This is a genomic window from Amycolatopsis thailandensis, from assembly GCF_042723255.1.
In the GTDB taxonomy this organism is placed as follows: Bacteria; Actinomycetota; Actinomycetes; order Mycobacteriales; family Pseudonocardiaceae; genus Amycolatopsis; species Amycolatopsis thailandensis.
The window spans coordinates 73,447-97,042 of sequence record NZ_JBHXJK010000012.1; the positions used below are offsets into that span (position 1 = coordinate 73,447).

Below are 23,596 nucleotides of genomic sequence, written 5' to 3' on the forward strand. Positions count from 1 at the left end.
TACGGATAAAGCCAGCATAGCCGTCTTTGCTGGTACCACAGCCTTGCCTAGGCCAGCTAAGACGGCTAAGCTGGCTATGTTCTCAAGTTTCGCGGTATTCGCCGCGATTTCCCTGCAACTGCAGGAAACCCCGACCGGTGTTGGAGCACCGGCCGGGGCGCGCATCGAAACGTTGGGAGAAACGATGCAGGTGGAGCGTACCCGGCTGTACCGGGTCCAAGCGGTCGCGGAGGCGTGCGACGTCTCGGCGGCAACGATCTACAGGGCAGTGGAGTCCGGTGCGCTACGCGCCAAGCGGATGGGCACCGGCAAAGGCGCGATCAGGATCTCAGGCGAAGCGATCGAGGAGTATCTCGCTGCCTGTGAGTCGGCTGCCGCGACGCGCGTGGTCCCCCAGGACGAGTCCTCGGGTGAGTTCGAGTTCGCGGCTGGGGGTGCGGCCTGATGCGTACTTTCGGGGCTCTTCTGACGGCGGTCGTGTTGATCGCGCTGGGGAATTTGCTGAGCGACTGGCATGTGAGGGCCGCTGTGGTGTGGCCGTGGTTCGTGGTCGCGGGTGTGGCGGCTGCCGTGTTCGGTCTGGCGGAGCTGGTGCGGGGGAACGCGGCACGGCTGGTGACGGTCGCGGCCGGGCTGACGGGTTTGTCGGTCTGGTTCGCGGGCTGGGTTCCCGAGGTGACGCCGGGCTATGACGTGTGGCCGTGGGGTCTGCTGTTCGGCGGCCCGGTGCTGGCGGTCGCGGCGTTCCTGGGTCTGCGTGGCCGGATCGGTTCGGCGGGGTTGATCGGGAAGTGGTCGCGTCGTTCGCGCCGGAATGGTGGTGTGGCGTCGCGCTGGCAGATCTGGCGGGTGGCGTCGAAGTCCGCGATGCGGCGGAAGGCGAAGGTGCTGAAGCCGCAGCTGCGCACGTCGATATGGTGGACCCGTCGCCGGGTTCCGGTGACCGAGTACGCCACGGCGGTGGCGCGGGTGGGTTTCCAGCAGATCTGGTCGCCGGTGGAGGACGTGACGTTGCGGCTGGGTGGGCCGCGGTCGGGGAAGACGGGGGAGCTGGCGTGCCGGATCCTCGACGCCCCGGGCGCGGTGATCGCCACGTCGACGCGGACGGACCTGATCGATTTGACCGCGCGGCTGCGTGAGCAGCACGGCCCGGTGTTCGTGTTCAACCCGTCGGGGTTGGGGAAGCTGGACTCGACGATCACGTTCGACCCGCTGGCCGGGTGCGAGAACCCGGTGACCGCGACGCACCGCGCGTCGGATTTGCTGCCGGATGGCGGGAGTGACGAGCGGGAGCATTGGGTGTCGCAGGCTCGCCGCGCTTTGGCGGCGTTGATGCACGCCGCCGCTCTCGGTGGGCTGGACATGGTGGATGTGCAGTCGTGGGTGGCGGATCCGGAGGGTTCGGCGGATGAGGTGCTGCGTCTGCTGCGCCGCTCGCCGGAGCCGGCGTTCGAGACCACGGCGCGGCAGTTCCTGACCACGAACGACCGGACCCGGTCGTCGATCACGACGACGATCATGCCCGCGCTCGGGTGGCTGACCGACCCGACCGCGCGCGCCGCGGCCACGGGTGGCGCGTTCGACGTCGCCGATCTGCTCGACCAGCGCGGCACCGTCTACATGCTCGGCGCGGAGGAAGGCCACACGGCTCCGCTGGTGGCGGCGTTGACCGCGCACATCGCCCGCGAGGCCCGTCGCATCGCGTCGGAGTCCCTCGGTGGGCGGCTGGACCCGGCGTTGACGTTGGTTCTTGATGAGGCGGCGATCATCGCGCCGGTGCCATTAGACGCCTGGACGGCGGACATGGGCGGCCGAAACGTGACCATCCACATCGGAGCGCAGTCGCGGGCGCAGCTGCGGAAGCGTTGGGGCGACACGGGTTGCGCGGCGATCATGACGAACTCGGCGACTGTGCTGATCCTCGCGGGTGCCCGCGACGCCGATGACTTGCAGGCGTATTCGCTGCTGACCGCGGACCGGCACGAGATGGTCGCCACCGAGGACGTCGACGGCCATGTGACGGGGCGGACGCCGCAGCGGGTTCCGGTGCTCTCGGCGGGGCAGATCGCGCAGCTGCCGGAGCTGCACGCGGTGATCGTGCGGCGGGGGATGCCCGCCGCGATCGGACGCTTGCAGATGGGGTGGAAGCGGGGCGACGTGAAGTCCGCCGAGCGCCGTGAGCGGTATGTCGAGCTGCTGATGCGGTGGGACGAGCGCCGCGAACTGTGGACCACCAGGGCCGGGGCGTTCGTGGACGCGCTCGCCGACCGGGTCGAGCCGTGGGTGGCCCGCGCCCAGGACTGGGCCGCCAACCGCCGCACCGGTCATGGCGCGCCGGTGGTGCCGCCGCAGGCCGAGCACGAGGCCGGTGCGGTCCGGGTCGAGGCGGTGCGCATGGACACCACCCTGGCCGAGGAGAAGCGCGGCGCGACGCCGGCGGATCCGCTCGCCGCGCTCGATGCCGAGCTCGACGCGCACATCGCCGGAGCGAGCGAAACCCCGGGCAGCGACGAGCGCGGGGAGGGCCGGACCCGATGAACCCGAACCAGCCCTTCATACCGGTCGGCACGTTCCGGATCACCGCCCTGATCGAGCAGCTGGCCCGCGAGTTCGCCGAACACTCCGGCGAACCGGTCCGTCTGGTCGCGATGCTGGTGGAGATCATCGCGTGGCGCACGGTCAACGGCCTGTCCGCCGAGCAGATCACCGCGTTCCTCAACGCCCACATCGCGCCCGGTGTGCGCGAGGACTTCGTGGCCTGGGTCGTGTCCGAGACCGGCCGCCGCCTGCACTCCGCCCCGGGCGGTGGGCGATGACCGCGATCGAGTCGACCTTGCACGCGTTGCTCAAGACCGGGCACGCGGTGGTGAACGCCCGCTACGACACGACCGAGCCCTACGCGGTCACGTTCGGATTCCCCGGCGCGGAGTGGGTGATCAGCCGGGAACTGCTCGCCGAGGCGCTGCACTGCGGACAGTCCGGGATCGGCGACGTCCGGGTCACCGCCCGCGGCGACCTGATCACCGTCGGCCTGACCGGCCCGGACGGGTCCGGGTGGGTGGTGTTCCGCCGCGACGACCTCGCCGAACTCGTCGCCTCCACCTTCGACGCCGTCCGCCCCGGAACCGAGGCCGACGCGATCGACTGGTCGGCCGCCGCCGAGGTGTTCCCGGGGGTGAGTCTCCGATGAGCGCCCCCACGGCACCGCGTGTGTGGCTCGCCGCCAGCGTCGCCGACAAGCCCGCCCCGGACGACGGCCCGGTGGTGCGCGACGACCTGATGCACCTGTGGTTCCCCGGCGAGGACGGGCTCTGGCACACCGCCGACAACCGTCACCACGCCGCCTGGACCGAACTCCATGCCCGGTTCGACCTCGTGGAGGTCCCGCGATGAGCACCAACGAGAAGAAGGAGCCCGAGTTCGCGACCACGGCCGCGGTGGCCGGTCTGGCCCGTGAGGTCGAGGGCCTGCGTCTGACGCTGGAAGCGGTGACACCGCTGCCGGAGCAGGTACAGACCCTGCACGAGGTGGTCGAGCCGTTGCCGGAGCAGGTCACGAAGCTGGCCAAGGTCGTGAAGACCCTGGTGGAGCAGCTCAACGACGAGGAACCGGGAACGAAGACCCGCCCGCTGTCGTGGCTCGACCTCGCCGACGGCGACGACATCGACGGTGTCGACGAGGCGCAGATCGTGCTGACGGAGCTGTCGTTGTGGCTGTCCCGGGTGTATCTGCGCTACCACGGCGCGGAGCTGCCGGAGTGCTGGTGGTGGCACCCGGACGTGGTCGAAGAGCTCGTCGCGCTGATGCGCTCCTGGCTCGCCGCCTACGTCGACAAGGACGCCACGGTCGCCCGCGCGGCGGATTGGCATGACCGGTACCGGCCCGGTGCGGTGAAGCGGATCAAGGCGGCGACCGGGAACTGTTCGCTGGAGAACCACCAGGACGGCGGCAGTCACCACGTGCCCGCGCCGCGTGTTCCGTCGGGGACGGCGCTCGCGCCGATCGCCGGATGGTGGGGCACCGCCCGCACCGACACCGCACCCGAGCCGGACGCCGACACCGTCGCCGACGCCCGCGCGGCCGAGGCCGCCCGCCGCCGTAGCGGGGGTGGTCGACGATGAGCGAGAACCTGATCTGGCAGTCGAAAATCGAACGGGCGCGCAGTTTCGAGCAGTTCCAGCGGGCCGCCCGCGACACGCTGCGCGTGTATGTGGGGTGGCGCCGCGACCAGGAACGGCCGAACGAGCAGGCGATCCGGAGCCGGGTGAGCCTGGCGCCGCCGGTCGGTGCGCTCGCGGCCGAGGTGTTCGAGCGGCTGACCGGCGCGGGCATGGCCGAGGAGCAGGCGACCACGGTCGCGGCCGAAACGGCCGCGTCGGTGATGGTCCGCCGTCAGGCCGGGGCACCCGAGCAGGCCGACATGGTGATCGACTCCTCCGCCGAACTCATCGACCAGGTCGCCCAAGGACGAGACGAATCCGTTGCGCTGGCGGACTTCCGCGAGGAGATCGTGGGATGGCGCGGTGACGGCGCCGGCGGGCGGCTCGGTCAACCGGTGCTGGTCACCTTCGACGACGGCACCGTCGTACCCGACGGCGTCGAGGTGGTGCCCGGGATCCGGGAGACCGGGCCGCGGCACAGCATCCTCGTCCCACAGGTGCAGGCCGGGATCGACGACTATCTCGCCGCTCGCGCTCTCGGGGTGGAGGTCTCCGAAGCGGTCGAGAGGGTCGGCGACGCGCCGGGTGTGCGGGACGCGGTGGCCGAGTACGCCGACCGGACCGAGTACGACCCCGACGCCGATCCCGCGGCGATCCGGGACGAGGTGGTCGCCGGAACGGTCGCCGACGCGGCGATCGGGCAGTTCCTGTCGCTACGCAACGCCGGGATGGACACCGGCAAAGCTGCCGCGACCGCCGCGGGCGGTGACCCGGTGGCGGTCCACGCGATCGGCGGATTCGTGGCCCATGTCCGTGACGGGGTCGACGAGTACGTGGCCGAACCGTACGCGGCATCGGCGGCGATCGCCGCCGCCCGCCAGGGCGAGCGCTACACCGGCGGCCTCATCGAGGGCATCGACGTGCCCGGGTTCGACGAGGCCAACGCCGCCGCCCGCGCCGCGCTCGACGCCCACCGTTCCGGCGACACACCCGCCGAAGAAGAAGCCGGCGATGTGGTGCGCCGCTACGACTGGTTCACCAGCCAGGGCATGGACCCGGACACCGCAGCGCGGCTCGCCGCCGCCGACACCGCCGCACATCTGGCACTGGAGCGCGCGAACGAGGGCTACGCCGCCCTCGACGACGCCGAAGCCGTGATCGCGAACGTCGGGTCCGATCTCGACCTCGCCCGCACTGTCGAGGAGGACACCGACGGATTCGAGCCAGACGTGCCCGACCCCGCCGCCGAGGAGGGCGAGCAGCTGGCGTTCGACCGCAACGAGCGGATCGGGCGGGAAGCGGCCGAGCTGTTCGAGAAGGCCCGCCAGGACGGACGCAGCGAGGACGACGCCGTCGAGGAGGTGCTGGGCACCTTCCCTGTCAAAGACGTCCCGGTCGCCGACACCGCGCTCGGTCACTACGTGGAATACCGCCGGGACGGGTTCGAACCGGCCACCGCCGCCGACCTCGCCGCCGAAGTCGCCGCCGACGAGCTGACCCCCTTCGAGTTCGGACACGAGCCCACGGTGGACGACACGGACGCCGCTGGCGTCGAGGACCCGGACGTGGTGGTGATCGACCCGGACGAGCTGATGCCCGCCGGGGAAGCGATGCGGAATTACTTCGTCGCCGAGGACGCGGTGGGCCGCTTCGCGCAGCTGCGTTCCGAGGGCTGGGACGACGAAGCCGCGCACCGCCGCGCGGTCGAAGCCAGCCATGACGACCCCAGGCTCGCGAACGCGGCCGTCCTGTCCTACCGCTGCCAGATCGCCGCCGGCCAAGACCACGACGCTGCCCGTTCCACGGCGGTGAGCGACACAGCCACCACCTTCACCTCTCGCATCAGCGCCGAGCAGGCCGACCAGGTCCGCGCCGCGCTCGCCCACCCCGCCGATGCCACCGAGCACGCGTCGGCCCACGACACCGGAGAAGAGTCCACTGTGGATACCAACAGCCCTGGAATCTCCGCGCAGGCCGCGGCCGCCGCAACCCGTCGGCGCAACGACGAGGAGCTGTACCAGTCGCAGGTCGAGCAGCGCTATCAAGCCCTGCTCAGGGACGGGGTCGACATGGTCACCGCCCTGCGCCGGGCGGAGGACGAGGCAGCCCAGAACTGGCAGGTCGAGCCCTGGTCGGCGGTCATGCCGCGCGGAACCCGGCCAGTGGCCGACACCACTACCGCCGAGGAGCCGGATCTGCTGGCCCAGGCCGCGACCCGGCTCGCCGCCGAGCGATACCGCCATGTCGCGTCCCTGCGTTCCACGGCCGCCGCCAGCGCCACCGACCCGGAGGTGCGCGCGCGGTTGGAACGCGAAGCCGCCGAGGCCGCCGCCACCGCCGACGGTCACACCGCGCGAGCCGCCGAGATGGCCGCCGGCAACGAGCCGTGGGAGGAACGGGAGATCCAGGGGTTGGTGGATCAGCCTCACGTGGCCACGAACCACGACGTCCTCGACGATGCCGACAAAATCGAGGCACCGGAGGCTCCCGAGCAGGCCCCGGAGCCGGGGGGCTGGATCGAGCGGAACCTGCCTGCCCGCGACAGCACCGTGCCGGAGATGGATCTGCGGACCGCGATCGAGCTCGTCGCTGACGACAGCCGTATCGAGTCCGGCAACGAGGCCCTGACCGCGCGCGAGGCCGCCGCCATGGCACGCGAACTGACCGCGGAGGAGATTGTCGGCGTGGTCGAGAGCGACGCGACCCGGGCCGCCTATCTCACCGTGCTCGACGCGGCCGACGCCGACGTCGACCAGACCCTCGCGCAGCTGTCGACCGAACCGTCCGACGAGAGCCAGGCAAGCGAGTGGCCGGCCCTCGACCAGGACGAGGTCACCGACGATCTCCCTTTTGACGCGGCGCATGAGCGGGACGAGGGCGATCGGTCGCAGGACGACGAACTCGACCACCGTGACGACGCCGAGGACACGGATTCCGTGCTGGACCGCATCGACGCGGTGCTCGCCGACGAGGACTCCGAGCCCCCGCCGCTGGCGGAACGGGTCGCGGAGTGCGAGCAGGCCGTGGACGAGGCCGAGGACGCCGTGGAGCGCTGGACCGCCGACAACGAGGACAGCGGCGACGGCGACGTCGTTTCCTGGCCGGTTGAGGACGTCGACGACGACGCCACTGAGGACACCGACTACGACGGTGCCGAGCAGGGGATGGGATGAGCGTGGACGAGGTGACGACGCGGCGGGAGGAGGCCCGGGCGGACCGGGCCGCGAACGCGGAGCAGCGCCGCGCGGACAAGGCCGCGGAGCGGGCGGAGGAGCGGGAGGACCGGCGGCTGGAGTTCGAGCAGCGCGCCGCAGCCGAGGCCGCCAGGCAGGAAGCTCGGGAGGCGAAGCGCGCCAAGCGAAAGGCAGGTCGGATCCGGTTCGCGAGGGCGTTGGTGGCTGCGAGCCGGAAGCACTCGCTGGATCTGTTGTTCGTGCCGGTGATCCTGGTCCCGGCGATCCTGGCGTGGTCGGCGATGGCCGAGTACGGCAAGCAGGTGTTCGGTCCGGTCGGGGTGCTGTTGCCGTTGTTCAGCGAGGCGGCGATGTGGGCGTTCGCCGCGGCGGTGACGATCGGGGTCCGCCGGGGCGAGCTGACCGGCTGGTTGAAGGCCGGGGTGTGGGTGTTCGCCGCCGTCGCGGCGGGACTGAACTTCCTGCACGGCTTTTCGACCGGACACCATTGGGACACCGGTGTGGTGATGGCCGTGGTGTCCATCGGCGGTGTCGTCGTCCACCAGTTGATCACCGCCCGCCCGTCGACAGCGCGGGCGAAGTCGGTCCCGGCGGACCGTCCCGCTTCCGCAAGCGTCCAGCCGGAGACCGTTCACTCGGACCGGCCGTCGGCGGTGTCCGTCCAATCCGTTCCCGTTCAGTCGGACCTGTTGAACGCGTCCAGTGCGCCCGCCGTGAGTGAACGTCCAGTCGCGAGTCCGGGATCTGTTCAGCCGGACGAGGCGGGGGAGCGCGGCGCGGACGTGCAGACGCGGGAGCGTCCAGTGCCGTCGCCGTCCTCGCCGAAGCGAGACCGGGCTCTGCACGAGGCCCGCAAGCACCAAGCGCTGCACGGCGCTCTCCCGACGGTCGATCAGCTCTCCGAAACCGCCCAAGTCTCCCGGGGCACCGCCGGAACCGTCCTCAAGGAACTCCGGGAACAGCCCCATCACCTTCACGTCATCACGAACCACAGCACCACCCAGGCCAACTCATGATCACCAAGTCACCCAGCAGCACATCACCACCCAGCAAGCCACCAAGTCAGCCCAAGACACCCATCAGCCACTCACCCAGCAGCAACTCACCAACCAAGAAATCAGATGCACACCTATGCATCACGATCTGTCGGGCCGGTGCACCCTGTCGGGCGCCCGGGAACACGACCGCCGTTGTTGATCTTCAAGCCGTGCGTGTTGATCTTGGGGAGGGGTCGGGATGCTGACGTTGTCGAACGGATACTCGGTCTCCTACCTCACCGACGAGGTCGCGAAAGGCCGCGAGAACTACTACACCGACGCAGTCGCCGAGGGCGAGCCCCCGGGCCGCTGGTACGGCGGCGGTGCCGAGAAACTCGGTCTCACGGGGCTGGTCGACGAGCAGGATATGCGGGCGGTCTACGAGCAGTTCGTCGATCCCCGGGACGAGTTGTTCACCGATCCAGCGCGGTGGGCGGAAGCGTCCACTCTCGGCCACACCGGCCGGAACTATCCAACGGCGGACGAGTTGTACGCCGCTGCGTTGGACAAGGAACCCGGGGCGACGGGTGAACGCCGCGAGCAGTTGCGGCTGGAGGCGAACAAGTCCGCGCGGAAGAACGTGGCCTTTCTGGACGCCACGTTCAGCGTCCAGAAGTCCGTCACCGTGTTGCACACGGCGTTCGAGGCGCGGCAGGTTCAGGCTGAACGGACGGCTGAACGGCTGTCGGACGCGCTCGCCGCCGCGATGGCGGCGGGCGCGTCTCCGGCGGAGCTGGCCGAGATCACCCGGCAGCGCCATGACGCCACGACGGCGGCTGAGTCGTGGCAGACGCACCGCGACGCGGTCGAGGATGCGATCTGGGCCGGGAACCGCGCGGCGCTGGACTACCTGTCCGAGCACGCCGGATACTCCCGTGTCGGGCACCACGGCGGGGCCGCCGGGAGGTTCATCGACGCCCACGACTTCGTCGTGGCGTCGTTCTTCCAGCACGACTCGCGTAACCACGACCCGCAGCTGCACATCCACAACGCGATCCTCAACCGCGTCGAAGGCACCGACGGGCAGTGGCGCACCCTCGACGGCCGCGCGCTGTACGCGCATCGGGGCGCCGCGGCGGCGGTGGGGGAGCGCACCACCGAGGAGCACCTCGCGAAGGCCCTGGGTGTCCGGTTCGCCGCGCGCCCGGACGGGAAGTCCCGCGAGGTCGTCGGGATCGATCAGCAGGTGATGGACCTGTTCAGCTCGCGGCGCCGCGCGATCACGACGAAGACCGCCAGCCTGGTCGAGTCCTTCGAGGCGAAGTTCGGGCGGGAGCCGAACTCGCTGGAGCTCGATCGCCTGCAGCGGCAGGCCACGTTCGCGACACGCAAGGCGAAGTCGCACGATGGCGAGACCACGGAGGCGCGGTTGGAGCGGTGGGACCGGGAGTTGCGCGCGGAGGTCGCCGACGGTCTTGCCGGCGTCGCCCGCGACGTCCTCGACCTTGCCCACGGCCCGCGCGAGGCTGTGCAGTGGTCTCCGGAGGGGGTGCTGAAGACCGCGCTGGCCGATGTGCAGTCCACGAAGGCCGGGTGGACCGCGCCGGACCTGACGCGCGCGATCTCCGACGCGCTGCCCGATCAGCTCGGTGACCTGGATGGTGTCCAGGTGACGCGGCTGCTGGACACGCTCACCGCCGAAGGCGTGAAGCTCGCGACCCCGCTCGCCACCGCCCGCCCCGGTGTCGCCGTCTTGCCGGACGCGCTGAAGCTGGCGAACGGCGAATCCGCCTACGAGGGCCCGGGCCGCCGTCTGTACGCGACTCCGGAGCATGTCCACACCGAACGTGTGCTCGCCGCGGCCACGGCCCGGGGCGGTGCCCCGGCGCTGGAGGTGTCCGAGGTGGACGGGTTCGTGGCCGCCCTGGCGGATGAGGGCTTCGTGCTGGGCGCGGACCAGGCCGCCGCGGTGCGGGGTGTGCTGACCTCCGGCGCGGCGGTCGAGTCGCTGGTCGGCCCGGCCGGGACGGGGAAGTCCTTTGTGGTCGGCGCGCTGGCGAAAGCGTGGCAGGACAACACGTTCTGGGGCGGGCAGTCCCGCCGCGTGGTGGGGTTGGCGTCGAGCCAGGTCGCCACCGACGTCCTCGCCAGTGAAGGGCTCACCGCGCGGAACATCGCGCGGTGGCTCGGTGTTCAGGAGAAGCTCGCCGAGGGCTCGACCCACCCCGAACATGCCGAATGGCAGCTCAACCCGGGTGACATGGTCGTGGTCGACGAGTCCGCGATGGCCAACACCGCCGACCTCGCCCGGATCCACCTCCACGTCGAGCAGGCCGGGGCGAAGCTGCTGCTGACCGGCGACCACCGGCAGCTCGCCGCGGTCGGCGCCGGGGGCGGCATGGACCTGATGGCCACCGCCGGCGCCGCCTACGAGCTGACCGAGGTCCGCCGCTTCCACGCGGAGTGGGAACGGTCGGCGTCGCTGCGGCTGCGCGACGGCGACGAGACCGCGCTCGGCGACTACCACAAGCACGGCCGGATCCTCGACGGCGGAACCCGCGAACAGGCCGAGGCCACCGCCGGAAAGGCGTGGCTCGCCGACACTCTCTCCGGGAAGCATTCGATCCTGATCGTGGACACCAACGAGCAGGCCGCGCACCTGTCCGCCGAGCTCCGCAACGAACTCGTCCGCTTGGGGAAGGTGCAGGAGTCCGGGGTGCCGCTGGGGATGCAGGGCACCTACGCCGGCGTTGGGGACCTGGTCCAGGCCCGCCGCAACGGCTGGGACCTCATCGGGTTCGACGGGAACCCCGAAGCGCCGATCAACCGCAAGCAGTACCGCGTCCTGGACACCATCGAGGACGGCGGCCTCATCGTCGCCCGCGTGCTGGGCCGCGAAGACGGTATCGGCGAAGTCCTCGGCGAGCGGATCACCCTGCCCGGCGCCTACGTGTCCGAGCATGTGGCGCTCGGCTACGCCTCGACCGTCCACAGTGCACAAGGGCTCACGGTCGACACGTCGCACTCGGTGGTGACCGAGGCGACCGGGCAGGAAGCCCTCTACGTCGGCCTTACCCGAGGCCGCGAGGGCAACACCGCGCACGTCACCACGGCCACCGCCTATGAACTGGCGTCCCGGGTCGGCGAGGCCGACCAGCCGCACGGCGGGCTGATGGTGCAGGTCGACACCCCGACCGGCGAGGTTGTCGACGTCGTGCACAAGTCGCCGCTCGCTGTGCTCGCCGGTGCGTTCGAGGGCGCGGGTCCGCAACGGTCGGCGCTGCAGGAGGCGGCCGAGGCCGCCGCCGACAACGACGCGATCCGCACTCCTGCCGAACTTCTCGCCGACGCCACCGAGCTGGCCACCGCCGGGCGCACGCAGCGGTGGCTGGACGAGCTTGTGGAAGAGGGGAAGCTCACGGAGAACCAGCGCGCGAGGATCGCCGCCGAGGACGGCGGACCCACGCTCGCGCGGCTGCTGCGCCGCGCCGAACTCGCCGGGCACGACCCGCGCGAGGTCCTCGACCACGCCGTGACCGCCCGGACCTTGTCCGGGTCGCGGCAGCTGACGAACGTGCTCCACCACCGCATCACCGACACCGTCACCCTCGACCCCGTCGGCGACTCCTACGTGGACTGGCTGCCGAAGGTCGACGACCCGCAATGGGCCACCTACCTCCGCACGCTGGCCGAAACCGCTGATGCTCGCCGTCTGGAACTGGGAGAACAGCTGGCGGCAGAGCCGCAGCAGTGGGCGATCGAAGCTTTCGGACCCGTACCGGAGGATCCCGCCCTGCTGAAGGAGTGGAGCAAGCGGGCGGGAATGGTCGCCGCGCACCGCGAACTGACCGGGCACGAGGATCCGGAGACCGCAGTGGGCGCGGCGCCGAAGTCCGGGCAGGTCGAGGTTTACGCGTCGTGGCGCTCCGCCTGGCGAGTCCTCGGGCGTCCGGAGTCCGGGCGGGACGAGCTGGAGATGTCCGACGGGCAGCTGCTGGTGCGGATGCGGGCGTGGGAGCGGGAGAAGGCGTGGGGGCCGGAGTTCGTCGGCCAGGAACTCGCCGGAACCCACCAGGCCCTCGACGCCCGCCGCCGGGACGCGGCGATGCGCCGCGCCGAGGCCGACGCTGTCGCTGATGAGGCCGAGCGGGAGCGGATGTTGCAGGAAGCCGCCGAGGCCGAGGCCCTCGCCGACACCCTCGCGAGCCGTGCGGCGGAGCTGGAAGGCGCGGACGAGGCGCGGGCCCTGTGGTACGCCCACACCGCCGAGACCCGCGCCGCCGCCGACCGTGCCAGTGCGGAGATCTCCGCCCGCAACCTCGACACCACCCCTGCCCCGCTGGTGACGTCGGAGGAGTGGCTCGACGCCCACAACGCCGACCTGGCCGACGAGGACGTCCACCGCGAGGTCATCGCGGACCACGACCTCAGCGACGTGGTCCGGCAGCGCGCCGACGACGTCGACACCGTCACCGCTGCGGACACCGAAGGTGATGTCGGCGAGGTCGGTGTGCCCGATATCCGTGAAGTCGCGGCCGATGAGGAACCTGTCGCCGAGTCTGACGAGCTGCGGGTGCCGTCGGCGGAGGAGACGGCGGGATCGGTCGACCTGGCGCAGCGCGCGCTGAAGGAGATCGCCGCCCGCCAGGCCACCGAGGAACGCCACGCCGCTGAAGAAGCCCAGGCGGCGGAGTTGTATCGCCGCAACACCGACGACGCCGACACGGCCGAGCAGGCCGACGCCGACGGCGCGGTGTACGGGCGATGAGCAGATCAGCCCTGGGAGTGGGCGGGGACGTCCAGCGGCGGAACACCGCTGCGATGCCACGCCCACTCCAGGGTGGCCACGATCGAATCGAGCCAACCGGGCCGGTTCGCGAGGTAGCCAGGAACTGGCCGGCGCAGCGCGAGACGCTGAGCGGCGAGGCATTCCGCTTCGATGGTCTCCTCGTGCGCGAGCCCGGTTCGCTCGGTGATCGGGGCGTAAGCGAGGAACGGGCGGCCGGTTTCAAGCCTGACGGTCGCGCAGGCGATCCAGCGACACACGTCGACCACACCAAGCGCCGCCCAGGAGCGCTCGCGCTCGTACTGACGTTCGGCGGCGAGCCACAGGCGCGCGAACTCCACGACCGGGACCCGCACGTTGCCGTGGGGGATCCGGTCGAAGTCGCGTCCGGTCAGCTCCATGGAATCCATGGTGACACGGGACCCCGACAGAAACCGTCCACCGACCGGGCCCATTTCGCCGGCGTCTGGTTCGTCTTCACCGATGACCGCCCTCTGCGGGCGGAACAAGGTCCGCGCAAGCGCGGACTGTGTTTTTGAGCTTCGCAGCCCGGCTTAGCACGGCCCCAACCTCACGGTAAAGGGGCGCATTCCGAAAACTTTTCGAGCGCGAAAAGCGTGCGCCCGAAAACTTTCCGGCCTGACCCCTTGACCGCGAGCCTCTGGGGCCGCGCGGTGCGCCGAAAAGGGGCAGCGGCAGAGCCGACGCCCCGCCCTACGGGCAGCGAAGAAAGACCACCCGGCACACCAGCCGATCACCACACGCAGAGGGAGATCGCCATGGGAGCAATGGAAAAGAAGAACCAGGAAATCGGCGACCTTGCGCTGACCGGCGACCAGTGGCGGCGCGCCAAGACGCAGATCGCGTACTACCTCGACCAGGTACTCGGCGGCGAGGCATGGGCACAGACCGGTGCCGAAGCAGCCGACGTCATCACCGAAATCCTCCGCCAGGAGGCCAAGTCATGAGCTGCACACATTGGAGCTTTTACGTCCTGGCCGGAATCGCGACCTGCCTCGACTGCGGCCACCAATGGCACATCTGAGAAAGGCGAATCCGACTATGCCTCGCTTGATGTCCGTCGCGTTCACCGAGGACGCGGTCCGCAACCGCAGCAAGACCGTGACTCGCCGCAAGGGCTGGCGTTCCCTGCAGGCCGGCGACCGGGTCACCCTGTGCCGCAAAGTCATGGGCCGCAAACCCGGTGAGCCACTCGTCCGCGTCGCCGAGGTCCGCATCGTCAGCGTCCGCCGCGAACCGCTGGAGCTGATCACCGACGACGACCTCGTCCGTGAGGGATTCCCCGACCTGAGCCGGGACGAATTCATCCGCCGCTACTTCGTCGACGCCCAAGGCATCCAGCCGCACGACCTCGTGACCCGCATCGAATGGGTCTACACCGACCAGGACACCGACACGTCCCAGCCGCGTGTACTGGTCACCGGGTCCCGCACCTGGACCGACACCACCGCGATCCGCGACGCCCTCGCGAAGATCTGGCAATGGCGACCGGACACCGTCCTGGTCACCGGCGGCTGCCCGCGCGGCGCCGACCGGCTCGCCGAACAGTGCTGGACCCAGTGGGGCGGACAGATCGAGCAATGGCTCGCCGACTGGGACCGCCACGGCCGCGCCGCCGGATTCCGCCGCAACGAGCACATGGTCGCAGCCGGAGCCGACTACTGCCTCGCCTTCATCCACGACCACTCCCGCGGCGCCACCCACTGCGCCGAGGCCGCCCAGCGCGCCGGAATCCACACCGTCATCCACCACACCACCGCTGATGTCCTCGCCGACGACGACACCACCGCGGCCGGGCTCTGAAACCGAACAGTCACTCAGGAGGAATCCGTGTCGCAGTACCTCGACAAGGCCGCCGACCTCATCGCCAAGGCCGCCGTCAGCAACGAACATCACAACGGTCCGACGGCATCGTGGCCCCAGCCCGCTGCGTATCAGGAAAACGCGATCCGGCTCGCCGACGCCTACGCCGCCCTCGCCGCGATCGAGCACGGCGTGCTCCCGGCCGCCCTCGTGCAGCGCGTCCTCGACGCCATCCCCACCGACGTCAACCACTCGTGTTGAGGAGAACCCCGTGAGCAATCCCCGTGACGAGCGCTGGTTCGAGCGCGAGCAGCAGATGTGCCGCGCCCGCGTCTTGGCTGACCTCCTGGTCGCCGCCGAGCAGGCCGAGATCCCGCCGCTGCGCTGGAGCGTCAGCACCGCCGCCGGATCGTGTCTGCACGGCGAGATCGACGACCCGTTCGACACGAACCCTCAGGCCACGTTCGACGCCTGGACGCGGTTCCTCGGACTGCGCGTGCACAAGCAGGGCGACCGCGCCAGCGGCACCTGGAACAACACCGTGATCGGCATCTACAACCCCCGACACTCTTCGACCACAAAGGACTGATCGCCATGACCGAGCCGCAGCCCACCTACACACTGCCCCCTCCTTTCTCCGCCTGTTTCGAGGGCTGGACCCCCAACCCGGAGGATCTGGAGCAGTGGCCCAACAGCGTCCGCGTGGAGGTCGTCGAGGGCTACGACCCGACCTTCACCGGCGAGCTCACCGATGAGGACCTGGAGTACGCCGACTACGGCGAAGAGCGCCACCTCGTCGAGATCGACACCAACTACAAGCCCACCCGCGACAGCGCGTACCCGGTCCGGCTGACCCGCAGCGACGCCGTCAAGCTCGCCGCCGCGCTGCTCGAAGCCGTCGAAGACACCTTCCACTACTCCCGCTGCGGACGGCTCCGCCCCGCCGAGGCCAAGGACCTCCTCGACGCGATCCGCGACACCGAGCACCAGCTCACCGAGCTGCGCGACCACGCCTTGAACGACCTTCTCGCCGGGACCGGCCTGACGGAAGACCCGCTCGCCGTCAACAAGGAGAACCAGCGATGACGAACCCTCCCGTCGACCTCGTGTGGACCGATGAGCAAGGGCTCTACCTGACCGAGCACGACGACACCGTCTGGGCCTTGGCGGCCCACAGCGTCCACCGCGGCAAAAGCGGCTGGTCCGGCACCGACGAATGGCACCTCCACCGGGCCTACGCCGACCCCGCGAACGTGGGCTGGACGGCCGGGACGATCCCGCTCGACCACGGCCGCTGGCTCACACACCCCGGCCGCCGGAACCTGGCCCGCGCGAAGCAGATCGCCGCGTGGATCATCGCCAACCCCGACACCGCCGACCGGATGATGCACCACGAGATCGTGCAGGCCGCCGGGGAGGAGGCATGAGCCGCACCGCGACGCACCGGCCCGCGAAGCGCCGCCGGCGTTCCCGCCACGACGACCCGGTCGCCGTGGAGCTGTTCTCCGGGTTCGGGGGCCTGACGCAGGGAATCAAACTGGCCGGGTTCGAGACGATCATGGCCGCGAACCACAACGAGTTCAAGGTCGAGGTACACGAGGCGAACCACCCGGAGGCCGAGCACTGGATCGCCGACCTGGTCGACCCCGAGTCGGGCGACTACCACGACGCCCGCGACCTGCCCGCCGGAGATCTCCTCTCCGCCGGGGTGAGCTGCGTCAACCACTCGATCGCCAACACGATCAAGGCCTATGAGCAGGGCCTGACGTTGTTCTCGATGACCGATCCGGAGTTCGAGGAGCGGGTGAGCCGCTCGGAGCGGGACCGCGCGACCGCGAACTGCGTGCTGCACTACGCCGCGGTACACCACCCCCGGCTGATCCTCGTCGAATGCACGACCGAGCTGACGTCGTGGGGACCGGCGATCCCAGGAAAGGCGAAGGTCGGCGACGGCTCCACCTACCGGTGGTGGCTCAAGCAGTTCGACACGCTCGGCTACGACCACAAGATCATGTACCTGAACAGCATGTTCTTCGGGGTGCCGCAGTCCCGCGACCGCTACTATGCCGCGTTCTGGGACAAGACCCTGCCCGCCCCGGACCTGGAGCACCGGCCCGAGTCGTGGTGTGCGCGCTGTGACACGACCGTCGAAGCCGTGTGGTCCTGGAAGACCGGGGTCCCGCCCACCGGGTCCGTGCGCTACGGCAAGCAGTACAACTACCGGTGCCCGCGCTGCCGGGCCGAGGTGTTCCCGCCGATGACCCCGTCGATCCAGGCGCTCGACCTGACCAACCTGGGTACCCGCATCGGGGACAAGCCGGTCAAGAAGCAGCGGGACGGGTCGGTCGGGCCGCTCGCCGCGGCGACGATGGCCCGCGCGGAACGCTGTCGCCAGCGCTTCGGCGACTTCCCCGCCGTCCTGATGCCCGCGAAAGCCGTCCACGGCACCGAGAAACACCCGTGGCAGCCGATGGCGACGCAGACCAGCCAGCAGGAGACCGCGATCCTGTCCACGGGCGCGCTCATGGTCGCCGCTGGCAACACCTTCGAGCGGCAGGGCTCCGACTGCCGTACCCGGGACCTGGGGCAGCCGTTGTGGGCGCAGACCGCGACCAACGGAACCGGGCTCCTCACCCCACCGGTCGCGGTCGCGACCGGGTCGGTGATCGCCGCGCACCGCCACAACGGCGACGGCCAGCACATCACCCGCCCGATGGACACCATGACCTCCACCCACGAGAAAGCGATGCTGCTCGCGGTCGCGAACTACCAGGGCGCACCGCGTAGCGCGAATGAGCCGTTGCCGACGCAGGCGGGGTCGGAGACGCTCGGCATGGTGTCGGCCGGGATCGTGCCGTTCCGGCAGAACACGATCCCCACCGTCCACGCCGAGGCCATGCCCACCGTCACCGCCGACCAGATCCCCGGACTTCTCAGCGCGGCCGGAACCGCCCAGTTGGAAGCCGAGTGGCGTGCCACGCTCGCCGAGATCACGCTCGATGACTGCTACTTCCGGATGCTCGGCAAACACGAGATCGGCCGCGGCTGCGGCTTCGACGTCGACTTCCCCGGCTACCAGGGCACGTTCGTCGTGTGGGGCACCGCCCGCGCCCAGACCGACGGCTTCGGCAACGCGGTCTCCCCGGCCGTCGGCGCCTGGATCGGCGCCCGACTGCGCGCCGTCCTCGACACCCCGGAAGCAATCGCCTGATCAACTGCACAAACATCGGGCGGGTAGAGACCCACCTGGAACCCCGTTTCGTCGCAACGTTCGACACCACACGTAAACGAGGGCTTTCGACGGACGGACAGCACGCCGACCGGTCAGGTGTTCGACGACCGGAGTAAGGTGCGGAGAATGTAGCCGTCCGCGCAGCAGTCCCACCACCTCGACGCGGAAACGCCCGCGACCGACTTGGAGGAGGGCACGCGATGAGTGATGGATCGTCCATTGAATGGACAGAGGCCACCTGGAATCCGACAACCGGATGTGATCGCATCTCGGCGGGGTGCGATCACTGCTATGCGTTGACACTGGCGAAGCGGCTCAAGGCGATGGGATCAACCAAGTACCAGGCTGACGGGGATCCCCGGACGAGCGGGCCGGGTTTTGGTATCGCAACACATGCCGCGGCTCTCGGTGAGCCCTTCCGGTGGCGGCAGCCTCGTGTCGTGTTCGTCAACTCGATGAGTGACCTGTTCCACGCCAAAGTCCCCATTGAGTTCATTCGGCGTGTCTTCGCCGTCATGGAGGCCACTCCGCAGCACACCTACCAGGTGTTGACTAAACGATCCCGGCGCATCAAGCGTCTCGCTGATTCGCTGACGTGGCCGCGCAACCTGTGGCTTGGGGTCTCGGTCGAGGACAAGCAGGCTGTCTACCGGGTCGACGATCTGCGCGCGGTCCCGGCCGCCGTGCGGTTCCTGTCCTGCGAGCCGCTGCTCGGCCCGCTGCACGGACTGGACCTCGACAGCATCGACTGGGTCATTGTCGGCGGCGAATCTGGCCCCGGCTTCCGCCCCATGAACGCCGCATGGGCACGGGACGTGCGCGACCTCTGCCAACGCGAGAACGTGCCGTTCTTCTTCAAGCAGTGGGGTGGCCGAACCCCGAAGGCCGGCGGCCGCGAGCTGGATGGCCGGACCTGGGACGAGTATCCGGTGACGCCTATGCGGATCGAGATGTCGGCCCCGTCAGCGTGACCCATTGGTTCTGGAAGTCGCCGACGCCGTTGTTGGTGATCACGCCTTGCTGGTACAGCGACTTCATGGCCGCGCGAACCTGGGGGATCGCCGCCGCGCCGAATACGCCGTCGTAGACCTCGGCGAGCCGACGTACCGGCACGAACCCGCTGTGGCGCTCAAGCAAGCGCACGATGTTCTGCTCGATGATCCGTACCCATTCCGCGTGATGGGCTTTCTCGTACTCCTTGATGTCGAACGGCTCTTCTGCAGGTGGCAGCAACGTGTCGACGCCGAAGAGCGCGTACTCGTTGACCCCTGCCGCCTTGGTTCTGGCCTTCGCCATCTCGGCTGAACGCCAGGCTCCTTCCCACTCCCGGCCGGCCTTGCCGACAGCGTCGGCGAAGTTCCACAGGCCGTCCACGTGCCGGGTGAACAAGACCAGCAGGTACTTCGGCAGCTGACCAGGCTTATGCCGGATCGGCATGCTCAGCGACATGCAGCGGGCGCCAACCTCGACGCCCTTCTGGTATTTGGCCGCGACCTCCAACGCTGCGGCCGTCGCGCCGCGTTCGTCCTTCTGATCTTTCACCGGGTCGAAGTGCTGCTGCCACCACGTACCGCCGAGGAAACGGTCCGCATGCGCGATCGTCTTCCGGTCTGCCGGACTGAGCGCGCCGACCTCGCGACGCCGCCGCAGAAGCCCGCCGATGCGCGCCACCGTGCTGATGCTGATGTGCAACAGCACTTCGGTCGGGGCCCTCCCGCTCTGCCTGTTCAGCAACTGGTCGACCAGCTGCTCCCGGTCCAGCGCAGTGCCGAACGGATCCAGGAACGCGAATAAGGCTGTGGCCTGCGCAGTCTGCAGGACCTGCGGAAGTAGCTCGTGGAGGTCTCCGCCGAGCACGACGTCCTCGGGGCGACCATGCTCCGCCATGACCTGCTGGAGGTTTTGGAAATCGGCCTTGTTCCGCTCGACGTAGATGCCGGTGACGTATCGGAAGTCGCCGACCCGCTTGGCCGTGCGCGACAGCAGGAGCGGGGAGCCAGGCGAGCCGTCTTTGTACTCACCCCGGCCGGCGTACCCGTCGAGAAACACGACCTTTCGCGACTGTCCGGTCTTGGAAGCGAACACCACGGGGTACCGCGAGAGAATCCCATGCTTGAAGGCCGCCTGTGGCTGGCGTGTCCGGAAGAAGTCCTGACTCCCGCTCATCGGCTCGCCTCCGAACTTCGCGACGCCCGTCCCGTGTTCCTGCTCGCCAGACCACGGGCCCTTGTACGAGCCTGGCAGACGACGCAGCATCAGTAAGTCGTCCACCGGAGTGGGCCCGTTACGGTAAGTGGAGGTCGTCTACTGCACAACGTCACCAAAACTCGGGTTGGCTGCACGCGTTCGCGCCTGCGCTGACTCTCACGGGCTAACGTCGAACACGCGTTCTGCCAGGCAAGACTCGGATACCGACAATCTCGACTCGACGCCCGCCCGCTGCCGACCAGCCAATCAGGACGTCAGTGCGTCTCGGGGCCGCAACGCGTCCGAGACGACCCACTGTTGGTGTCGGGTGCCGCTGGGGTGAGGTCGCCGATCGTGAAGACCACTCAGCCGACCCAGTGCCCGGTGGTGGTCGCCTGCCACATGCCGAGGATCCCGGGGACCGTGGTCGTCAGGTCAAGCTCATCCGGCAAGGTCAATCGGCACTCGCCGACCTGGTAGACCTTGCTCAGATCGACCCAGACCGGACAGCTCGGCCGCACCATGTGCAGGTATGGCGGACCTGGAGATGACGTGTCGCCAGTATCGAGCATGTGTTCGATTATGCATCGAACAGTGCTGGTCAGCGCGGTGAGGCAAGTTTTCTGACAAACCGCCTTAACTGTCGCTGATGGGGGAGGGTCGAGACGGATTCCGTGGCAGGTGTGCTGGTTACCCGGCATCATGGACCGACGAGCGCACCCAACCGGCGAGGGGGACGAGATCGGGATGCTGAGGCGGACTGAGCGGCGATGGGTCGCCGTGGCGATGCTGCTGGCCGGGCTCGTGCTGCTGGGCGCGGGTCTGCTCGTAGGCTGGGTGGGGTTGGACAACGCCGACAAGATCAGCAGCGTGATCGGTGCCACAATGGGCGTACTGGGGGTGGCGGGAGCAGCGCTCGGCGCGCTCCGGGCCCGCAGCCTGCGGGCGGACTCCACCTCACCATCGAGTTCTGCCGTCGAGTCTGCGCCGGGTGCGGTGACGATGACGGCGGAGGCCACCGACGATGCCCGGACGTATCAGGTCGGCCACGGCGATATGCACATCAACGACTGATGCCCTGGCCGCGCAGGAAACCCCGCCCACCGACCGGTCCCGGCTCAGAGACCGGGCCGTCTGCGCTGGCAGGGCCGGAGGCGCCGGCAGGTGGAGTGCATCAGGTCGCTCACGCTGAGGATGACAGCCGGGTGTACCAGGTCGGCAACGGCACGCTGACGGTCTATCAGCACGCCGCCCCCTCAGGGGCGGAGTCGTCGGTCGAGACCGTGACGGCCGGTGAGGCGGACCTGTTCGTCGGACGCGCGGTGCTGGTCGGTGAGCTGCTGGACGCGCTGGCCCCGTCCACGGGCACGGCCTTGGTGACGGCGCCGGTGGTGGTGTCGGCGGTGGCGGGGATGGGCGGGGTCGGTAAGACCGCCCTGGCCCGCCATGTCGCCCGCACTGCGGCAGGACGGAACTGGTTCGCCGCGGCGTTCGTGGTCAACCTGCAGGGCTATGACCCTGACCCGGCGCAGCGGGCCTCACCGCGGGATGTGGTGGGATCCCTGCTGCGCGGGTTCGGGGTGGACGGGGCGGAGTTGCCGGTGACGGTGCCCGAGCAGCTCACCCTCTACCAGCACATCCTCGGCGCCTGGGCCGCTGACGGGCGGCGGGTGCTGCTGGTGCTGGACAACGCCTCCGCCGGCGAGCAGGTCGCTGCGCTGCTGCCCACGGCCACCGAGCACCGCGTGGTGATCACGACCCGCGACACGCTCGCACTGCCCACCACCGCGCGCACGGTGGATCTCGATGTTCTCACCGACACCGACGCGCAAGAGCTGCTCGAGCGGCTCTTGCGTCGCGCCACCCCTGCTGATCCCCGCGTGCACGACACCGACGCGATGGCGGCGGTGGTGCGGTGGTGCGGGCGGTTGCCGCTGGCGGTGGAGATCGCCGCGGCGCTGCTGATCGAGGACCCTTCGATGACCGTGGCCGGGTTGGCGCAGGAGTTGCGGGACTCACCCGTGCGGCTGGAGTCGCTGGAGTTCGGGGAGAAAACGGTCACCGCCGTCCTCGCGCTGTCCTGGCACCACCTCCTCGGCCGCAACCCCGGCGCGGCGCGGGTGTTGCGGTTACTGCCACTGAACCCGGGGCCGGACATCTCCACCACAGCGGCCGCCGCGCTGGCAGGGTGCGAACAGTCGCGGGTGCTGCCCTGGTTACGGGCGTTGCGCCACGCCCACCTGCTCTACCACGAGAGCGGCCGGTGGCGAATGCACGACCTGGTCAACCTTTACGCCCGCGACCGCGGTGCCGAGCACGCCGCCCAGGACGACCCGGTCGCAGCGACCACGCGGCTGCTGGCCCACTACACCGACACCGCCGACGCAGCCGACGATCACCTGCGGGCGCTAGCCGGCCAGCCCACCCCGGACCGGTTCGCCGGCCGACAGGACGCCCTCGACTGGTTCGACGCCGAACGCACCAACCTCATCGCCGCGGTCGCCCACGCCCATCACACCGGGCAGCTCCGCTACACCACATCCCTGGCCGCATGCCTGAGCGAGTACCTGTCCTGGCGACGACACCTGAATGACTGGGTCGCCGTCGCGACCCACGCCACCACCGCCGCAACCACCCTGGACCAACCACGCACCTCCGCTAGGGCGTGGAGCCACCTCGGGCTCGCGCTGCAGGAGGTGCGGCGGTTCGACGACGCCATCACCGCCCACCACCACGAACTTGACATCTTCCGGGCGCTCGGCGACCGCCACGGCGAAGGTACGGCGTGGAACAACCTCGGGCTCGCGCTGCGGGCACTGCGGCGGTTCGACGACGCCATCACCGCCCACCACCACGACCTTGACATCTGCCGGGCGCTCGGCGACCGCCACGGCGAAGCCTCGGCGTGGAACAACCTCGGGAGCGCGCTACAGGCAGTACGGCGGTTCGACGACGCCGTCACCGCGCACCACCGCGCCCGCGACATCTACCAGGAACTCGGCGACCGCCACCGAGAAGGCATGGCGTGGAACAACCTCGGGCTCGCGCTACAGGAGGTGCGGCGGTTCGACGACGCCGTCACCGCCCACCACCGCGCCCGCGACATCTACCAGGAACTCGGCGACCGCCACCGAGAAGGTTCGGCGTGGAACAACCTCGGGCTCGCGCTGCGGGCACTGCGGCGGTTCGACGACGCCATCACCGCCCACCACCACGACCTTGACATCTGCCGGGCG

At 69.8% G+C, this 23,596-nt stretch carries 22 protein-coding genes; 19 read left to right on the forward strand and 3 right to left on the reverse strand.

All coding sequences use genetic code 11. The features are described 5' to 3' along the window. Positions 1 to 76 precede the first annotated feature (76 nt). From ACFWMR_RS07345 to mobF, 9 genes are all read left to right on the forward strand, one after another. A complete protein-coding gene (locus ACFWMR_RS07345; protein ID WP_378377756.1) occupies positions 77 to 445 on the forward strand; it encodes a helix-turn-helix domain-containing protein in 369 nt (122 codons plus the stop codon). Beyond that, positions 445 to 2,538, forward strand: coding sequence for a type IV secretory system conjugative DNA transfer family protein (locus ACFWMR_RS07350; protein WP_378377757.1), 2,094 nt, complete (start codon positions 445 to 447; stop codon positions 2,536 to 2,538). Before ACFWMR_RS07345 ends, ACFWMR_RS07350 begins: the two co-directional genes overlap by 1 nt. After that, positions 2,535 to 2,816 carry a hypothetical protein gene (locus ACFWMR_RS07355; RefSeq protein WP_378377758.1) on the forward strand — a complete coding sequence of 94 codons (282 nt, stop codon included), beginning with the start codon at positions 2,535 to 2,537 and terminating at the stop codon, positions 2,814 to 2,816. Before ACFWMR_RS07350 ends, ACFWMR_RS07355 begins: the two co-directional genes overlap by 4 nt. Then, complete coding sequence (locus tag ACFWMR_RS07360; RefSeq protein WP_378377759.1) at positions 2,813 to 3,190, forward strand: SsgA family sporulation/cell division regulator; 378 nt, start codon at positions 2,813 to 2,815, stop codon at positions 3,188 to 3,190. Before ACFWMR_RS07355 ends, ACFWMR_RS07360 begins: the two co-directional genes overlap by 4 nt. Next, entirely contained in the window at positions 3,187 to 3,393 is a 207-nt protein-coding gene (locus ACFWMR_RS07365) for a hypothetical protein (RefSeq protein WP_378377760.1), read from the forward strand. The genes ACFWMR_RS07360 and ACFWMR_RS07365 overlap by 4 nt, the downstream gene beginning before the upstream one ends. Further along, entirely contained in the window at positions 3,390 to 4,121 is a 732-nt protein-coding gene (locus ACFWMR_RS07370) for a hypothetical protein (protein WP_378377761.1), read from the forward strand. The genes ACFWMR_RS07365 and ACFWMR_RS07370 overlap by 4 nt, the downstream gene beginning before the upstream one ends. Continuing rightward, positions 4,118 to 7,333, forward strand: coding sequence for a hypothetical protein (locus tag ACFWMR_RS07375; RefSeq protein WP_378377762.1), 3,216 nt, complete (start codon positions 4,118 to 4,120; stop codon positions 7,331 to 7,333). The genes ACFWMR_RS07370 and ACFWMR_RS07375 overlap by 4 nt, the downstream gene beginning before the upstream one ends. Then, a complete protein-coding gene (locus ACFWMR_RS07380; RefSeq protein ID WP_378377763.1) occupies positions 7,330 to 8,370 on the forward strand; it encodes a hypothetical protein in 1,041 nt (346 codons plus the stop codon). The genes ACFWMR_RS07375 and ACFWMR_RS07380 overlap by 4 nt, the downstream gene beginning before the upstream one ends. A 220-nt stretch (positions 8,371 to 8,590) precedes the next feature. Next, positions 8,591 to 13,099: a MobF family relaxase gene (mobF, locus tag ACFWMR_RS07385; protein WP_378377764.1), complete on the forward strand. Its 4,509-nt coding sequence runs from the start codon at positions 8,591 to 8,593 to the stop codon at positions 13,097 to 13,099. Positions 13,100 to 13,104: 5 nt separating this feature from the next. Here mobF and ACFWMR_RS07390 read toward each other — a convergent pair whose 3' ends face one another. Next, positions 13,105 to 13,518 (reverse strand): hypothetical protein, encoded by a 414-nt coding sequence (locus ACFWMR_RS07390; protein WP_378377765.1) that lies wholly within the window; start codon positions 13,516 to 13,518, stop codon positions 13,105 to 13,107. 378 nt (positions 13,519 to 13,896) lie between these two features. Here ACFWMR_RS07390 and ACFWMR_RS07395 point away from each other — a divergent pair, with 378 nt between their 5' ends. The 8 genes from ACFWMR_RS07395 (at position 13,897) to ACFWMR_RS07430 (ending at position 19,144) form a co-directional block, all read left to right on the forward strand. Next, a complete protein-coding gene (locus tag ACFWMR_RS07395; RefSeq protein WP_378377766.1) occupies positions 13,897 to 14,085 on the forward strand; it encodes a hypothetical protein in 189 nt (62 codons plus the stop codon). A 106-nt stretch (positions 14,086 to 14,191) separates the two neighbouring features. Then, on the forward strand, positions 14,192 to 14,941 hold the full coding sequence (locus tag ACFWMR_RS07400) for an SLOG family protein (protein ID WP_378377767.1): 750 nt from the start codon (positions 14,192 to 14,194) through the stop codon (positions 14,939 to 14,941). A gap of 27 nt (positions 14,942 to 14,968) precedes the next feature. Next, a complete protein-coding gene (locus tag ACFWMR_RS07405; RefSeq protein ID WP_378377768.1) occupies positions 14,969 to 15,202 on the forward strand; it encodes a hypothetical protein in 234 nt (77 codons plus the stop codon). Between the two features lie 10 nt (positions 15,203 to 15,212). After that, positions 15,213 to 15,530, forward strand: coding sequence for a hypothetical protein (locus ACFWMR_RS07410; RefSeq protein WP_378377769.1), 318 nt, complete (start codon positions 15,213 to 15,215; stop codon positions 15,528 to 15,530). 5 nt (positions 15,531 to 15,535) lie between these two features. Further along, positions 15,536 to 16,027, forward strand: coding sequence for a hypothetical protein (locus ACFWMR_RS07415; protein WP_378377770.1), 492 nt, complete (start codon positions 15,536 to 15,538; stop codon positions 16,025 to 16,027). Beyond that, the gene (locus tag ACFWMR_RS07420; protein WP_378377771.1) at positions 16,024 to 16,368 is read left to right on the forward strand and encodes a hypothetical protein; all 345 of its coding nucleotides are present in this window, start codon (positions 16,024 to 16,026) and stop codon (positions 16,366 to 16,368) included. The genes ACFWMR_RS07415 and ACFWMR_RS07420 overlap by 4 nt, the downstream gene beginning before the upstream one ends. Beyond that, positions 16,365 to 18,152, forward strand: a complete 1,788-nt coding sequence (locus ACFWMR_RS07425) for a DNA cytosine methyltransferase (protein WP_378377772.1) — start codon at positions 16,365 to 16,367, stop codon at positions 18,150 to 18,152. Before ACFWMR_RS07420 ends, ACFWMR_RS07425 begins: the two co-directional genes overlap by 4 nt. A gap of 221 nt (positions 18,153 to 18,373) precedes the next feature. Further along, the gene (locus tag ACFWMR_RS07430; protein ID WP_378377773.1) at positions 18,374 to 19,144 is read left to right on the forward strand and encodes a DUF5131 family protein; all 771 of its coding nucleotides are present in this window, start codon (positions 18,374 to 18,376) and stop codon (positions 19,142 to 19,144) included. Here the strand turns inward: ACFWMR_RS07430 and tcmP are convergent. Then, a complete protein-coding gene (gene tcmP, locus ACFWMR_RS07435) occupies positions 19,110 to 20,444 on the reverse strand; it encodes a three-Cys-motif partner protein TcmP (RefSeq protein ID WP_378377774.1) in 1,335 nt (444 codons plus the stop codon). The genes ACFWMR_RS07430 and tcmP overlap by 35 nt on opposite strands. Before the next feature lie 281 nt (positions 20,445 to 20,725). Continuing rightward, positions 20,726 to 20,932 carry a hypothetical protein gene (locus ACFWMR_RS07440; protein ID WP_378377775.1) on the reverse strand — a complete coding sequence of 69 codons (207 nt, stop codon included), beginning with the start codon at positions 20,930 to 20,932 and terminating at the stop codon, positions 20,726 to 20,728. 175 nt (positions 20,933 to 21,107) lie between these two features. On the opposite strand from ACFWMR_RS07440, the gene ACFWMR_RS07445 reads away from it, so the two are divergent. Continuing rightward, entirely contained in the window at positions 21,108 to 21,434 is a 327-nt protein-coding gene (locus ACFWMR_RS07445) for a hypothetical protein (RefSeq protein ID WP_378377776.1), read from the forward strand. A 131-nt stretch (positions 21,435 to 21,565) separates the two neighbouring features. Continuing rightward, positions 21,566 to 23,596: tetratricopeptide repeat protein (locus ACFWMR_RS07450; RefSeq protein ID WP_378377777.1), on the forward strand; the 2,031-nt coding region annotated here is incomplete at its 3' end.

What these genes read in the sequence shown, in the direction of transcription:
- ACFWMR_RS07420 (WP_378377771.1), top strand. Translation starts at nt 16,024, where the DNA reads ATGACGAACCCTCCCGTCGACCTCGTGTGGACCGATGAGCAAGGGCTC.
- ACFWMR_RS07365 (WP_378377760.1), top strand. Translation starts at nt 3,187, where the DNA reads ATGAGCGCCCCCACGGCACCGCGTGTGTGGCTCGCCGCCAGCGTCGCC.
- ACFWMR_RS07380 (WP_378377763.1), top strand. Translation starts at nt 7,330, where the DNA reads ATGAGCGTGGACGAGGTGACGACGCGGCGGGAGGAGGCCCGGGCGGAC.
- ACFWMR_RS07400 (WP_378377767.1), top strand. Translation starts at nt 14,192, where the DNA reads ATGTCCGTCGCGTTCACCGAGGACGCGGTCCGCAACCGCAGCAAGACC.
- ACFWMR_RS07350 (WP_378377757.1), top strand. Translation starts at nt 445, where the DNA reads ATGCGTACTTTCGGGGCTCTTCTGACGGCGGTCGTGTTGATCGCGCTG.
- ACFWMR_RS07395 (WP_378377766.1), top strand. Translation starts at nt 13,897, where the DNA reads ATGGGAGCAATGGAAAAGAAGAACCAGGAAATCGGCGACCTTGCGCTG.
- ACFWMR_RS07370 (WP_378377761.1), top strand. Translation starts at nt 3,390, where the DNA reads ATGAGCACCAACGAGAAGAAGGAGCCCGAGTTCGCGACCACGGCCGCG.
- ACFWMR_RS07430 (WP_378377773.1), top strand. Translation starts at nt 18,374, where the DNA reads ATGAGTGATGGATCGTCCATTGAATGGACAGAGGCCACCTGGAATCCG.
- ACFWMR_RS07415 (WP_378377770.1), top strand. Translation starts at nt 15,536, where the DNA reads ATGACCGAGCCGCAGCCCACCTACACACTGCCCCCTCCTTTCTCCGCC.
- ACFWMR_RS07375 (WP_378377762.1), top strand. Translation starts at nt 4,118, where the DNA reads ATGAGCGAGAACCTGATCTGGCAGTCGAAAATCGAACGGGCGCGCAGT.
- ACFWMR_RS07445 (WP_378377776.1), top strand. Translation starts at nt 21,108, where the DNA reads ATGCTGAGGCGGACTGAGCGGCGATGGGTCGCCGTGGCGATGCTGCTG.
- ACFWMR_RS07345 (WP_378377756.1), top strand. Translation starts at nt 77, where the DNA reads ATGTTCTCAAGTTTCGCGGTATTCGCCGCGATTTCCCTGCAACTGCAG.
- mobF (WP_378377764.1), top strand. Translation starts at nt 8,591, where the DNA reads ATGCTGACGTTGTCGAACGGATACTCGGTCTCCTACCTCACCGACGAG.
- ACFWMR_RS07440 (WP_378377775.1), bottom strand. Translation starts at nt 20,932, where the DNA reads ATGCTCGATACTGGCGACACGTCATCTCCAGGTCCGCCATACCTGCAC.
- ACFWMR_RS07425 (WP_378377772.1), top strand. Translation starts at nt 16,365, where the DNA reads ATGAGCCGCACCGCGACGCACCGGCCCGCGAAGCGCCGCCGGCGTTCC.
- ACFWMR_RS07360 (WP_378377759.1), top strand. Translation starts at nt 2,813, where the DNA reads ATGACCGCGATCGAGTCGACCTTGCACGCGTTGCTCAAGACCGGGCAC.
- ACFWMR_RS07355 (WP_378377758.1), top strand. Translation starts at nt 2,535, where the DNA reads ATGAACCCGAACCAGCCCTTCATACCGGTCGGCACGTTCCGGATCACC.
- ACFWMR_RS07390 (WP_378377765.1), bottom strand. Translation starts at nt 13,518, where the DNA reads ATGGAGCTGACCGGACGCGACTTCGACCGGATCCCCCACGGCAACGTG.